Consider the following 13,360-nt stretch of genomic DNA (forward strand, 5'->3'; position numbering starts at 1 on the left):
GGACTATAGAAAATAGACATACCTCTTGATTACGATTAAAATTGAAAAATGAAGAAGATTTAATAAGAAATTTAGACTAAATGCTCGCAATTAAAATAATCTTTATATTAAGGAAGGAAGTGCACAGCTTTGGATTTTAAAACAGTTATGCAAGAGCTTGAGGCCCTTGGTAAAGAAAGAACGAAAAAAATATACATATCTAACGGTGCGCACGAGCCAGTTTTTGGCGTAGCCACAGGTGCTATGAAACCAATCGCTAAAAAAATTAAAGTAAATCAAGAGTTAGCTGAAGAACTTTATGCGACAGGCAACTACGATGCTATGTACTTTGCAGGCATTATTGCGGATCCAAAAGCTATGAGTGAGTCTGATTTTGATCGCTGGATAGATGGAGCGTATTTTTATATGCTATCTGATTATGTAGTGGCAGTAACTTTATCCGAATCAAATATTGCACAAGATGTTGCTGATACATGGATTGCAAGTGGAGACGAGCTTAAAATGTCTGCAGGCTGGAATTGCTACTGCTGGCTTTTAGGAAATCGCAAAGACAACGAATTTGTCGAAAGCAAAATTGCCACTATGCTTGAAATGGTAAAAAATACAATCCATCATTCGCCGGAACGAACAAAATCCGCTATGAATAATTTCCTAAACACGGTGGCCATTTCATATGTACCACTACACGAAAAAGCAGTCGAGATTGCAAAAGAAGTTGGTATAGTTGAAGTAAAACGTGATAATAGAAAAAGCAGTTTGTTAAATGCTACAGAGAGTATTCAGAAAGAACTTGATAGAGGCAGACTTGGTTTCAAACGTAAGTATGTAAGATGTTAGATTATTAAAAAAAGGTGTCAATCTAAGCAAGATTGACACCTTTTTGATAAGCAAAATGAATGAACTCCCCTAGGAAATTATTCATTTCCCCCTGTACACCTTATCCGTTAAAAACTTCTTCATTCAATTTATAAACCCTATCTCTTTTCTCATCACTTTTGACAAAAATAAGCCTTCCTTCTTTAACAAAACCTTCTAATAGTAAGCATACTTGTCCATATGCTTTCGGCTTATTCGTTGTGAATCTTTCATCTGGTATTTTGCCAGATCGTATTAATTGTTCACATAGCTCAAGCGCACTTATTTCTTCCGAATCCACTAATTCCAATATATCTTTTTGTAATGGCGATAAAGGCTCTGGTATATTAGCTACCTCCACCTTTTCTGGTTTGTTTTCTTCTTCAAATAAATCTTCGAATGAAATTTGATTCATACTTCTTTTCCTCTCTAACGATTGATTTGTATAACATGAACTGAACACTATAGCGTAGTTATTATTATGTATTACTTACCTTTTTTCATAAATCTCAAACTCATGTACATCGTTTCATATAGTATATTTTGATTATACCAAATATACGTTCTGTTTTCTATCACAGATTGGAAAAATAGAACTTACTGTATATCTACTACTATCAAATAGAGATGAATATTTATCATCTAAAAATTATAGTTTCATGTAGATCATTGAAATTTTATCCACATTACAGAAATTAATGGAAAATAATCATTGTTTATATGTTACAATTACGATGTATATGTGTAATACGTATAATAAAGTTAAATGAAACTGGGGAGGCTCTCTCAAATGAGCAAGAAAACAAGCAAAGCTAAAAAAATTTTCGGATTCGTAATCACCGCAGCACTAGCAACTACAATGATGGTAGGCACAGCAAACGCACAAACAACTACGAATAGCTATACAGTAGCTAGCAATGCGAACACTGTATTTACAGATGTACCAAAGGACCACTGGTCAAAAGATGCTATCGATTACTTAGCGTCAGCAGGAATTTATAAGGGATACGGAAATGGGAAATTTGGTTTTGGAGACAATGTTACTAGAGGACAGGTAGCTTCTTTAGTCAATCGACATTTAGGCTTAATAGCAGACGATAAACAGGCGAATATGTTTAGTGACATTACAAATCATATGTTTGAAAAGGATATTAAAGCCATTGCGCAAGCTGGAATTATGACAGGTGATGGATCAGGTACATTTCGTCCAGATGATGTATTAACTCGATATGAAATGGCAGTAATACTACAAAAAGCATTTCATTTAGAATCAAAAGGACAAGAGAAATTTAAAGATGTACCAAAAGGTCATTGGGCCTATGAAGCTGTAAATGCAGTGCGTAGTAACCGTATAGCACAAGGTGACGAGTCAGGTAATTTTAATGGAAACATGATTGTGAAGCGTGAGCAGTATGCACAATTTTTCTATAATGCAATAGCAAAGAACAGATCTTATAATTTCAACATTAATTCAAAAGAAGAACTGAAACAAATGTTAACAACAGCTTTACAGAATGGGACGTTTGGTCCATTTAAATTAAATGCACTGGGTAAAGATATATCTGAGGTGAAAAAAGAATATGGAGCGCCTGATGTTTTAAAGCAAGCACCATGTACAGAATGTGATGCACCTAATACAGCAGTATACGGAGATTATAATATTGACATGTACCCTTCGGACGCTAGATATATATGGGTAAAAATGGACATCACTATCAATGAATTAAAAGAGTGGTTTGGTGAACCAGATGAAATTGGAGCGGATATGACTAGTGAAGGCTTTATATATAATCGAGGAAGCTATTCTCTTTATTTCAGCTTCTCTGATGGTTATATTCAACGCGCTGAAATATCTAAAACTGAAGATCGTTAATACGTTACAAGCCATATAAAATATGTAAAGCATACTAAAATCCTTCAAGAACACTCTTATTCTTGAGGGATTTTATTTTGTTCCTATCTATTTTGCATAATATAAATCTATTAAACTCCCACTGATTAAACTTTATTTCTCTTGGTGTTCTGCATCCCATTCACTTAAATACGTTGCATATTCTAATTCATCTGGGTCATCGTATAACATAGAAATAAACTCTAATTTATTCCCATCACAATCTAGAAAGTATATGCTTGCAGCTGGCATCCATCTTTGGACAATTGGCTCTTCATTTCCCTTCCCCTGACTCCCTACTACCTCTATTCCACGATTCTCTAACCATAATTTAGAAGTCTTTAAAAATTCTAAATCCACACGAAAAGCGAAGTGTTTCGTCTCAAAATCTTCATTATTACGTACTTCCCATAATCCGAGCATTTGTTTTTTATTTTCTCCTACCCAAAAGAACGCAACTCGTCTTTTCGATAGTTTTTTTGCTAATGATAAACCTAACTTATTTTGATAGAAATCTATCGCCTTTTCTAAATTCCTTACATGTAAATGAGTTTCATATATGCTTTGTATCATTATATATATTTCTCCCTCTCCTACCTTCTGATTTTTGAAATATGTTTTGTTTTTATCATACAAATAAATATATTTTTAAGCATCCTACTTTTGTATAATTGTTCTTTCCTACAAAGGTATAGGTATCCAGCTATATAACCGATGTCCCAACGGCGAAATTCAATACAATGTAACTAGTGAAGTTTTATTCGCCGATTTTGAGATGGAAGCTTTACTGCCCACACATAGTGGGATAAAAATTTTATTTACATTCATGAATTTTTATAATGTAATAAAAGTAACATCTTAATACTAGAGGAGGAACCGTTCTGGATAAAACAAAAGTTATGGCTTATTTTAGTGCAACGGGTGATATATTCCCTGTTGAAGCAATTACCGACGCCCTAAGTATCGATCCTACAAAAACTTATAAAAAAGGTGATGTTGTTGAAAGACATGATAATCCGAATCTTGTATCCACCAAGACCCTATATAGAAAAGAGACGGATTGGACTATAAGCACTGGATACCAAGAATCATACGACATAAATAATCAGTTGAACGTTATTCTAAAATCTCTTGAAGGGAAAATAGAACAATTAAAACATCTCAAGAAGAAGTATAGTTTAGAGTTTCTTTTTATGGTAGTGATTCAAGTGGCGAATAACGAATCACCCGCAATGTATTTACAAAAAAACATTATTGATTTTGCTAGTTCAATTCAAGCAGAAATTCATTTTGATCTATATATTTAATATAAATAAAAACGCTATTGATATTAGAATCAATAGCGTTTTTTTATTTGAGAACAAGATATGTTTTATCTTACTTACACCTCAAAGCAAATTTTGTTTATATAACTTATTACTTCAATTTCCCCTCAAAAACAATTTTTCTACCGCACGGTTCAACTTCTGTTTTGCCGTCTTTCTTCACTTCATGAAAGATTGGCTCTTCCATGCGACGAGACGGTGCGTATCCTTCTTGTTCCATGCGCGCTAAACAGTCTGTAATTGTTTCGTTTTCGAGTACTTCAAATTTTTTCTTATTAGGTTGTTTTGTCATGCCCTAACCTACTTTCTATTTTTCTTGATGCGAATTGATTCTTCATGTAGATCATATATACCATTGCGAGAACTCCTATTATAATCATAACCGCAATGAAAAAGCTTGTATACTGTATTTTTTCTATAAATACGCCTCCTAATACAGGTCCTAGTATACTTCCTAAACTAAAGGCGATTCCAGATAATATATTTCCTGCTGGTAGTAAGTGTCTCGGTAATAAATCTGTCATAAATCCAAGACCTAATGAGAAGCACGATCCAATGACCATACCCGCTAACAACATGCAAGCAAAGACGATCCAGTAATATTGATCAAATACTGCTGCAAGTAGGAAAATACCCGTACTTACGCTAAACGTCCACGTTAATATACGGTCCCTTCCGTATTTGTCACTCAATATACCGAGTGGAATTTGTGTAATAATGCCCCCAACTGCAAATGCTGGTAATAAGAAGGATACTTCTGAAACAGACCATCCTTTGCGAAGCGCGTATACTGGTAAGTTACTATTTAACATTGCTTCGAGTACACCATATGCAAGTGGCCCAAGTAACGCAATCCATCCTAATCCAACAACTTGTTTATAACGAGAAAATGATGATTCACTCTTCTCTTCTCTTTCATCTTGTGCTGGGAATGCATTTTTCGTTGGAAGTAGTAAGAGCCAACCTATTAAACAAAGTATAGTAGATATAATAAATGGCGTTGCAAGACCGTACTGAACAGTGCTTGCTAAATACGGACCGACGGCAAAACCAATTCCGAAGAATACACCGTATATCGATACTTGTCTCCCTATTTTACTCGGGTCTGATGTTGTCGTGATCCACGTTTGTGTTCCGACATGAAGCATATGATCTCCGACTCCAACTAGAAATCTAAGAATAAACCATACCCAAAATGAAAAGGTTTGTGTAAAAAAGAATAATGAAATAATAACGAGAAACCCACCAATAACGATAATTGGTTTCATTCCAAACTTTTGCATCGGTTTTTCAAGAAACGGTGAAATAACCAATATCCCAATGTATAATGCCGTCGCATGAATACCGTTAATACTTGAACTAACCCCTTCTTGTTCAAAAATCATTGCAATGGCTGGTAAGAGCATACCTTGTGACAAACCCGAGATTGCTACAATCCCAACCATAATCCAAAAAGTAAAACGCATTGACATCCCTTTCCCTCTCCTTCTCACGCTGTCCACTTTTCATTATAAACTGTTTCTTCAAATGCGTGTACGAATATTCGCAATAAAAAAGAAGCGAAAAGAATGAATCTTTTCGCTTCTTATCCTTCCCAAACTTGCGCTTTCACATTGTTATGAAATTGCTTAAAATACGGATTTTTATAAAATGCCGTTCCATATACATATTGCTGTGCGTCAGTAATTGGTGGCTGTGTATGTTGCATTTCTAAAGGAACTACAGCTGGTGAAACTTGCATATACAGCGGATTTATCACCATTTTTGTATATACATGATGATTATATGGCGAATACGCGACTAAAAATGGGTGATGCATTGACATTCTCCCCTTTTACATACAAATTGTTATATTATATGCAATACCTTTCATTTCGGGGATTATTTCTGTTCTAGCCATGCCTCTACATGTTGTATAAATACATCTAAACAATCAATAAACGGCGAATGGCCGCAATCCTCTAACACTTTTAACTCTGCATTTGGCAAATGTTTTGCTAATTCCTCACCGACTACTTGCGGTACGACGTAATCTCTGTCACCTTGTATGACGAGTGTTGGAGCTTTAATATGATGAATTTGCTTATTTCCCTCTACAACCCCGTTATGTTCATCCGAAATATTAAATGTAATGAGCGCATAATTCACATCTACGAAATTACGCTGCGTTAACATATCGTCTAAATACTTTTCATAACGATCCGGTTCAGGTTGATTATGTGTATATATTAATAGATTCCATACTGTACGGTAATATAATTTATTCATATTTTTTATCGCATCTAGCACTGGAGCAATTTGTACTGGATCTTGTGCGATTTCTTCTTTCGTTTTTAATAAACTCGTTACGATTGGTTGCCCATTAATATCTTTTTTGAAAATCGGATAACCTTTCATTCCTACTGATTCTACTAAAATTAACTTTTCAACAAACGTTGGATGATTCGCCGTAAATTGCATGGCAACACCACCGCCCATTGACCAGCCCATTAATGAAAATTTCTTTAGTTTTAATTGATCGATAACTAGTTTTACATCTTCTGCAAAGTCTTGTATTGAATCTATCGATTTATTATATGTTGATTGTCCAAATCCTCTTAAATCAAGAGCGTAAATATGGTATTGATCTTGCAGTTTTTCAATTACTAAATCCCAGTGTTGTGACGATGTCATGTTCCCGTGAATGAGTACAAGAATTTCTGTATTTTGCCTTCCAACTTCCTGATACGCAATCGTTTCTCCGTTCGATAGTGAAACAAACTCCATTGTTGCAGGCTTAATCATCACAAGTTCCCCCATTCTTTTTCATAGAAAGAAAATTCTTTACTTGCTTAAAGAATAACATGCAGAATGTACGTTCTCAACATAAAACCTATACGAAATTTTTACATAAATCAACATGCCTATTACTAGACAATTATTATAAAAAAGTATATAGTTAGCTAGGTAACTAATTTGAAAGGATCTAACTATATGGACGAAAAACAACATTTTTTCCACATTGTCAGCCAGACTTCTCGAAAATTCACAAAGAAATTTAATGAACGCGTATCTCCAACTGGGCTATTTAGTGCGCAATGGGCCGTTATTTTCCGCATTAACCAAACCGGTTCTTGTACGCAAACAGAATTGTGCCAATACTTAAATGTTGAATCACCAACAATGACTCGTACGTTAACACGTATGGAAACGATGGGTTGGATTATTCGTACTGAAGGAAAAGATCGCCGTGAAAAGCTCATTTCTTTATCAGAAACAGCGATAAAAATGATTCCGATATGGCAAGAAGAAGTTGATACTTTCGAAGAAAAAACACTAGAAGATATTAACGAAGATGATTTACATCAAGCATTTCAAGTGTTACAAAAAATCATTAAAAATTTAGATTAAATTGGAGGGATGACGATGCAAAGTGAGAAGCTTTGGACGAAAGATTTCCTCGGAACTTGTTTTAGTAGTCTATTTCTTTTCTTAACATTCTATATGCTTATGACTACTTTACCTATCTATGTAATAGACGGCCTAAAAGGAAAACCTGAGGAAATTGGTTTAGTTGCAACTGTTTTTCTTATTTCATCTGTTTTATGTAGACCATTTACAGGAAAATGGCTCGATGAATTAGGAAGAAAGAAAATATTATTTATTTCACTTTCATTATTTTTAGCTGCTACCGTTATGTACTTCGGTGCGCAAAGTTTATTTTTATTACTTGCCCTTCGCTTCTTACATGGTATTGGGTTCGGTATGGCAACAACAGCCACAGGAACAATTGTAACTGATGTTGCACCAGCTCATAGACGAGGCGAGGCACTTGCATATTTCGGCGTATTTATGAGTTTGCCGATGGTAATCGGTCCTTTTTTAGGTTTAACAATTATTTCTCATTTTTCATTTACTGTACTATTTATCGTTTGTTCCATATTTTCATTGCTTGCATTTTTATTAGGACTACTTGTAAATATTCCGCATGAAGTACCAATGAGCAAACAAAAACGAGAAAAAATGAAATGGAAGGACTTAATTGAACCAGCCTCTATTCCGATCGCTCTGACAGGATTTGTTTTAGCCTTTTCTTATAGTGGTATTTTATCCTTTATTCCTATTTATGCGAAAGAGCTCGGTTTAGGCGAAGTTGCTAGTTACTTCTTTATTTTATACGCACTCGTTGTTGTAATTTCTCGTCCATTTACAGGAAAGATTTTTGATCGCTTCGGTGAAAATGTACTTGTTTACCCAGCTATCATTATTTTCACAATTGGTATGTTCATTTTAAGCCAAGCGCAAACTCCGTTTTGGTTCCTTGGTGCAGGTATGTTAATTGGTTTAGGTTACGGAACATTAATTCCAAGTTTCCAAACGATTGCAATCTCTGCCGCTGCAAACCATCGACGTGGTTCTGCGACAGCTACGTACTTCTCATTCTTTGATAGCGGGCTCGGTTTGGGTTCTTTCATTTTAGGTATTGTCGCAGCGAAATCAAGTTACCATAATATGTATTTCATAGCAGCTATTATCGTTGCCTTCACTTTACTTCTCTATTATGGATTGCACGGACGAAAACAAAAATTCAAGAAACAACATACAGACGGAAAAGTTTCCGCTTAACATGAATAAGGAAAGTAAACTTCCCCGTTTACTTTCCTTATTTTGTATTTCTTTCAATAGAAGCGTATACTTATAATAGAAATAAAAAGGAGGGACCGATATGAAACTTAAAAAATCTCCCCTACTCTTACTCATAATCACATTTATATTTGTAATCACAGGGCTCGGTTTTACATACTTCAAACATAATAAAACAATCCCATCGAAAAATAACGTGACGAAGAAAAATTGGTTAGATGACCCTTACTTACGTTGGTCGTATACTCATATGAAAGAATTCACTTTAATTAACGAGGTAAATAATAACCCGGATCAAGTTTTCCACTTCTCTACCGCATTACAAAACTTAGACGATTTTGCTGTAGAGCGTAGATTTGGAGATACAACTCCTCTAAAAAAACTTTTAGACGATAACAAAACAGATGCTTTTGTCGTTGTACATAATGGACAACTTGTTTATGAACGATATTTCAATGGATATAACGAGAATGAACCTCATGGCATGGCGTCATTAGCAAAGGTCTTTACTGGGGCAGTGATACAATCGCTCGCTGAAGAAAACCGTATTGACTTAGAAAAAACAGCTGACACATATATAAAAGAATTAAAAAACACACCGTTCGGTAATGCCACACTTCAGCAATTAATGGACATGCAAGTTTCTGTTGAATACCCTACTCACGGATATGAACATCCAGCGTTAGAAAATCAAGATGCACAACTATATTTAGCTAGTAATATTTTACCTCGAGGTAAAAACTACGACGGTCCGATGAACATTTATGATATGTTACGAGAAGTAGAAGAAACTGAACCGCCTGGTTCCGATTTTTCTTACGATAACGGATCAGCTGAAACACTCGCTTGGGTTATTCGAACGATCACGGATAAATCATTAGCAGAAAATGTTAGCGAACGCATATGGTCTCAAATTGGTATGGAAGAAAACGCGTATTACGTTACAGATGAAACAAAAGTAGAACAAGCAAGCGCGGGCTTAAATGCAACTGCTAGAGATATGGCGAGATTCGGGCAATTACTATTAAACAACGGGGAATATAACGGAAAACAAATCCTCCCTTCTTCTATTACTGAAGATATAATAAATGTCCAAGAAGGTGAACTTGCAGTTGGCCCTGGAGCTTCCATTTCTTATCATAATCAATGGTGGATTCCGCACAATGAACAGGATGCTTTTGAAGTGTTAGGTAGTTATGGACAATCGCTCTACATCGATCCGAAAGCAAATATGGTCATTGTCCACTTCTCTTCTAACGCTACGCCAAGTAATGAAATCCATTCCGTTTACTCCAATATGTATATTGATATTGCACATCATTTAGAGAAGCTTCCACGGTAGTGGAGGCTTTTTCTTGTTGGGGATAGAAATACTACCGCTACTTCAAAAGTTTGAGTATCCAAAATTGTAATTAAGCCTGAATTGACTAAAGCCGACAGCAATTAGAGAATGCTTATCCCCTGACTTGCTGCCGGCTTTCATTTTAAAATTTAATTAAAAAATTTTTTCTTATTATTTTTGATGTAGTGTATGACTATTACAAAGTAAATAATAGCTATGAGATTAATTATGCTTAATGTTAGACCTGATAAATTGGACCAAGGCAGTACAAAAAGCCAAAATACTACTAAAATTGAACTCACTACATATAACCATTTGAATTGATCTGTCATTTTTAATTCCCCCATTTTTCCTTCTTTAATGATTTTGTCTTTCAAGAAAGCATCTCCTTTAATTAATTCGTCAATGCTAATATTGAATAAATCACTTAATGCAATAAGTGTTTCAATATTTGGATAACCTTTTTCAAGCTCCCATTTAGAAATTGATTGTCTACTAATGTTTAATTTAAGAGCTAGTTCTTCTTGTGATAAGTTATGCTTTAAACGTTCTTCTTTTAGCTTTTTATAGAACTCCATAATTTCAACTCCTATAACTTTATTTTTACTATAGATTATAAAAATCCGTAAGAATCGAGAAGTAGCATGATGTAACCTAAGAGTAGCAATGTTTGAAACAGATGGTTGCACTATACTTCAACACACAATGAAATAACGGTTTAATAAATAAAAACAACCGGTATAAATATCTGAATTTTCTATATATTAAAGGATATTATTCAAACAACCTCGAATAATTGTAATAAATATACATAAGGAGGTTGATCTATTTTGTTTCGTTCTTTTACAAATGGTTGCGTCGCCTTAGTGCAACGTTTCTTGCCAGAGCCGTTTATTTTATCATGTTTATTAACTGTTTTTGTTATTTTCTTCGGCATGTTTGCAACGCACCAAACACCTGTGGAAATGATTAATCACTGGGGTAATGGCATTTGGGGGCTTCTCGCCTTTTCTATGCAAATGGCACTTGTACTCGTGACAGGATCTGCTTTAGCAAATGCTCCCCTCATAAAAAAAGGATTAACGAAAGCGGCAAAACTACCGAAAACGAATGGACAAGGTATTATTGCCATTTCAATCGTAAGTTTACTAGGGGCATACATAAACTGGGGATTTGGTATTGTTGTATCTGTTTTATATGCAAAAGAAGTGGCAAGGCAGCTTGAAGGATTAGATTATAGACTAGCCATTGCCTCTTCTTACTCTGGATTTCTCATTTGGCATGCGGGACTTTCTGCTTCTATTCCTCTTACGTTAGCAACTGGCGGTGAAACGTTAATTAAAACGACAGCAGGAAGTATTAAAGAAGCGATTCCAATAACAGAAACGCTATTCTCACCATACGCACTTGTACCCGTTATTATTTTTCTCGTTACGATGCCTCTCATTAACCGGGCCATGCATCCAGATGAAAAACATACGATAACGGTAGATCCTAGCGTGTTCCATGAAGAAGCCGCCGCTCAGGAAGTAGGAAACAATACATTCGCTGAAAAAATGGAAAATAGCATCATTATTACACTTTGTGTTGGATTGTTGGGTCTCATTTATATTTTCAATTACTTTTATACGAAAGGCTTTAACCTCACGCTAGACATCGTTATTTTTATGTTATTAATTGCTGGACTTATTTTTCACCGCACTCCGATTCAATACATTCGTGCCTTTTCAGACTCTACGAAAAGTGCTTCTGGCATTTTACTTCAATTTCCGTTTTATGCTGGAATTATGGGAATGATGATTGGAGCAAATAGTGAAGGACTTTCACTTGGAGGAGCTATTTCGAATTTCTTTATTAGCATTTCAAACGAAACAACTTTCCCACTCTTTACTTTTTTAAGCGCTGGCATCGTTAATATTTTCGTTCCATCCGGTGGCGGTCAATGGGCTGTGCAAGCACCAATTATGATTCCAGCTGGCGCTGAACTTGGCGTACCTGCTGCAAAAACAGCAATGGCAATTGCGTGGGGTGATGCTTGGACAAATTTGATTCAACCTTTTTGGGCATTACCGGCATTAGCGATAGCTGGTTTAGGTGCCCGTGATATTATGGGATTTTGCGTTGTTAACTTACTATATGCAGGATTTATCATAAGTCTATGTTTCCTATTTATTTAAACGAAAAGCTAGTTTTATACTAGCTTTTTTACATAATGAATCACTTATTTCCCACGCAATTTATAATCCCTCTTCCACTCTATCTCCGTAAGATGTAATGCCTCAAATGCAAAAAAATCTTCACATACTTTTTCAATTAGATGTGGATTTTCTCTCAAGAAATTCCACTGTAACGCTTTAGGAAGAAAATACATTTCATATTCTTTACTTCCCCGTACAACCTCATCAACTTCTCTTTCACAAATCCCTCTTATTAAATAATTATTTCTTAATTGCATTTGAATTTGTTCAAACGTTTCGCTACATTTTTTCAATTGAAGTAAACATGTAATATACGTTCGCAAAAGTTCATTATCATACCCACAACAGTTTATACTACGTTCCATTTCATTCATAATGTACGAGCCTTTTCTTCTCTTCATTAAAAACAAGGACTGGATCAAATTGTTCTTTATATAAATCAAGTACCGTAACCGAATGATTTGTTTCTGGTAATCCTTTTTGCACATGCTTTAAAATCGCTGCGTTATAACTTGAAGGACTAGAATGAGCGTATACAATTCGTATATTCACTACACAACAACTCCCTCTATAAGTTAAAGTTTCCCCTTCTTTAACATCTTCTCTACAATTTGCACGTTTTTCGAACTTTGTAATAAACGATTTAATACTGTAAGTAACTCTTCCTTTTCTAAATCTTTCAGTTTCTCTTTCACCGTACTTTCACCAGCACCTTGAATATCATAAACAACTGCCGCCATATGCTTACAATAATTTTCATATGGACACTCGCAGCTACTTTCTATAAAATTTTCAAGATCAATAATCACTTCATAGTTTCCTGCATTTCCAGTAACGAAAGCAAATATTTTCTTTTCTTGTATTTCAACATCTTCTACATGTCCTTCTTCATAATATTCATACCCTTTATCCATAATGTACTTAGGAATCCATTTCGTTATATCATTTAGTAAGTAAGCGTACATAACAACACCTCTTCCTTTAATTCCCTTTTGACTTCCAAAACCCTGCATGTTATTCTAATAACTGTCAAATAGCAAGTCTATATGACAAAACGACTGACACCTATTCGGCGGAGGTGTCTCTTTTCATTTGCAGCCGATATGAAGTGCCTCTTTCAGGCACA

15 protein-coding genes and 2 pseudogenes are annotated in these 13,360 nt (G+C 35.1%); 7 read left to right on the top strand and 10 right to left on the bottom strand.

The genetic code is table 11. The features are described from left to right. Positions 1-129: 129 nt before the first annotated feature. Positions 130-837, top strand: a complete 708-nt coding sequence (locus KZZ19_RS15780; protein WP_237980870.1) for a DNA alkylation repair protein — start codon at positions 130-132, stop codon at positions 835-837. A gap of 100 nt (positions 838-937) precedes the next feature. On the opposite strand, the gene KZZ19_RS15785 is transcribed toward KZZ19_RS15780, so the two are convergent. Next, a complete protein-coding gene (locus KZZ19_RS15785) occupies positions 938-1,270 on the bottom strand; it encodes a DUF3895 domain-containing protein (RefSeq protein WP_237980869.1) in 333 nt (110 codons plus the stop codon). A gap of 375 nt (positions 1,271-1,645) precedes the next feature. Between KZZ19_RS15785 and KZZ19_RS15790 the strand changes: the two genes are divergently transcribed. Next, positions 1,646-2,728, top strand: a complete 1,083-nt coding sequence (locus KZZ19_RS15790; protein ID WP_237980868.1) for an S-layer homology domain-containing protein — start codon at positions 1,646-1,648, stop codon at positions 2,726-2,728. Positions 2,729-2,860: 132 nt separating this feature from the next. Here the strand turns inward: KZZ19_RS15790 and KZZ19_RS15795 are convergent, their stop codons facing one another. Continuing rightward, positions 2,861-3,319, bottom strand: a complete 459-nt coding sequence (locus KZZ19_RS15795) for a VOC family protein (RefSeq protein WP_237980867.1) — start codon at positions 3,317-3,319, stop codon at positions 2,861-2,863. 326 nt (positions 3,320-3,645) lie between these two features. On the opposite strand from KZZ19_RS15795, the gene KZZ19_RS15800 reads away from it, so the two are divergent. Then, on the top strand, positions 3,646-4,053 hold the full coding sequence (locus KZZ19_RS15800; protein WP_237980866.1) for a DUF4279 domain-containing protein: 408 nt from the start codon (positions 3,646-3,648) through the stop codon (positions 4,051-4,053). A gap of 109 nt (positions 4,054-4,162) precedes the next feature. On the opposite strand, the gene KZZ19_RS15805 is transcribed toward KZZ19_RS15800, so the two are convergent. The 4 genes from KZZ19_RS15805 to phaZ all read right to left on the bottom strand — a co-directional run bounded on the left by KZZ19_RS15805 (position 4,163) and on the right by phaZ (position 6,870). Next, positions 4,163-4,363 carry an NETI motif-containing protein gene (locus tag KZZ19_RS15805; protein WP_000166302.1) on the bottom strand — a complete coding sequence of 67 codons (201 nt, stop codon included), beginning with the start codon at positions 4,361-4,363 and terminating at the stop codon, positions 4,163-4,165. Beyond that, positions 4,347-5,543 (bottom strand): MFS transporter, encoded by a 1,197-nt coding sequence (locus KZZ19_RS15810; protein WP_237980865.1) that lies wholly within the window; start codon positions 5,541-5,543, stop codon positions 4,347-4,349. The genes KZZ19_RS15805 and KZZ19_RS15810 overlap by 17 nt, the downstream gene beginning before the upstream one ends. A gap of 113 nt (positions 5,544-5,656) precedes the next feature. Continuing rightward, a complete protein-coding gene (locus tag KZZ19_RS15815) occupies positions 5,657-5,890 on the bottom strand; it encodes a hypothetical protein (RefSeq protein ID WP_088097031.1) in 234 nt (77 codons plus the stop codon). A 62-nt stretch (positions 5,891-5,952) separates the two neighbouring features. Further along, entirely contained in the window at positions 5,953-6,870 is a 918-nt protein-coding gene (gene phaZ, locus KZZ19_RS15820) for an intracellular short-chain-length polyhydroxyalkanoate depolymerase (RefSeq protein WP_237980864.1), read from the bottom strand. A gap of 174 nt (positions 6,871-7,044) precedes the next feature. Between phaZ and KZZ19_RS15825 the strand changes: the two genes are divergently transcribed. The 3 genes from KZZ19_RS15825 to KZZ19_RS15835 all read left to right on the top strand — a co-directional run bounded on the left by KZZ19_RS15825 (position 7,045) and on the right by KZZ19_RS15835 (position 10,036). Then, complete coding sequence (locus tag KZZ19_RS15825) at positions 7,045-7,461, top strand: MarR family winged helix-turn-helix transcriptional regulator (protein ID WP_120341119.1); 417 nt, start codon at positions 7,045-7,047, stop codon at positions 7,459-7,461. A 15-nt stretch (positions 7,462-7,476) separates the two neighbouring features. Then, on the top strand, positions 7,477-8,676 hold the full coding sequence (locus KZZ19_RS15830) for an MFS transporter (protein ID WP_088097034.1): 1,200 nt from the start codon (positions 7,477-7,479) through the stop codon (positions 8,674-8,676). Positions 8,677-8,776: 100 nt separating this feature from the next. Continuing rightward, the gene (locus KZZ19_RS15835) at positions 8,777-10,036 is read left to right on the top strand and encodes a serine hydrolase domain-containing protein (RefSeq protein ID WP_237980863.1); all 1,260 of its coding nucleotides are present in this window, start codon (positions 8,777-8,779) and stop codon (positions 10,034-10,036) included. Between the two features lie 149 nt (positions 10,037-10,185). Here the strand turns inward: KZZ19_RS15835 and KZZ19_RS15840 are convergent, their stop codons facing one another. Further along, positions 10,186-10,614 (bottom strand): helix-turn-helix domain-containing protein, encoded by a 429-nt coding sequence (locus tag KZZ19_RS15840; RefSeq protein ID WP_237980862.1) that lies wholly within the window; start codon positions 10,612-10,614, stop codon positions 10,186-10,188. A gap of 252 nt (positions 10,615-10,866) precedes the next feature. Here KZZ19_RS15840 and KZZ19_RS15845 point away from each other — a divergent pair, with 252 nt between their 5' ends. Then, positions 10,867-12,213: a short-chain fatty acid transporter gene (locus tag KZZ19_RS15845; protein ID WP_226545167.1), complete on the top strand. Its 1,347-nt coding sequence runs from the start codon at positions 10,867-10,869 to the stop codon at positions 12,211-12,213. A 40-nt stretch (positions 12,214-12,253) separates the two neighbouring features. On the opposite strand, the pseudogene KZZ19_RS15850 reads toward KZZ19_RS15845, so the two are convergent. From KZZ19_RS15850 to KZZ19_RS15860, 3 genes and pseudogenes are all read right to left on the bottom strand, one after another. Next, positions 12,254-12,608 (bottom strand): annotated as a pseudogene (locus tag KZZ19_RS15850) (group-specific protein). 10 nt (positions 12,609-12,618) lie between these two features. After that, positions 12,619-12,786, bottom strand: a pseudogene (locus tag KZZ19_RS15855) (NAD(P)H-dependent oxidoreductase); the annotation flags it as partial. Between the two features lie 23 nt (positions 12,787-12,809). Then, positions 12,810-13,199 (bottom strand): SWIM zinc finger family protein, encoded by a 390-nt coding sequence (locus KZZ19_RS15860; protein WP_237980861.1) that lies wholly within the window; start codon positions 13,197-13,199, stop codon positions 12,810-12,812. Between the last annotated feature and the right edge of the window lie 161 nt (positions 13,200-13,360).

The sequence above is a fragment of the Bacillus thuringiensis genome (assembly GCF_022095615.2).
GTDB lineage: Bacteria > Bacillota > Bacilli > Bacillales > Bacillaceae_G > Bacillus_A > Bacillus_A cereus_AG.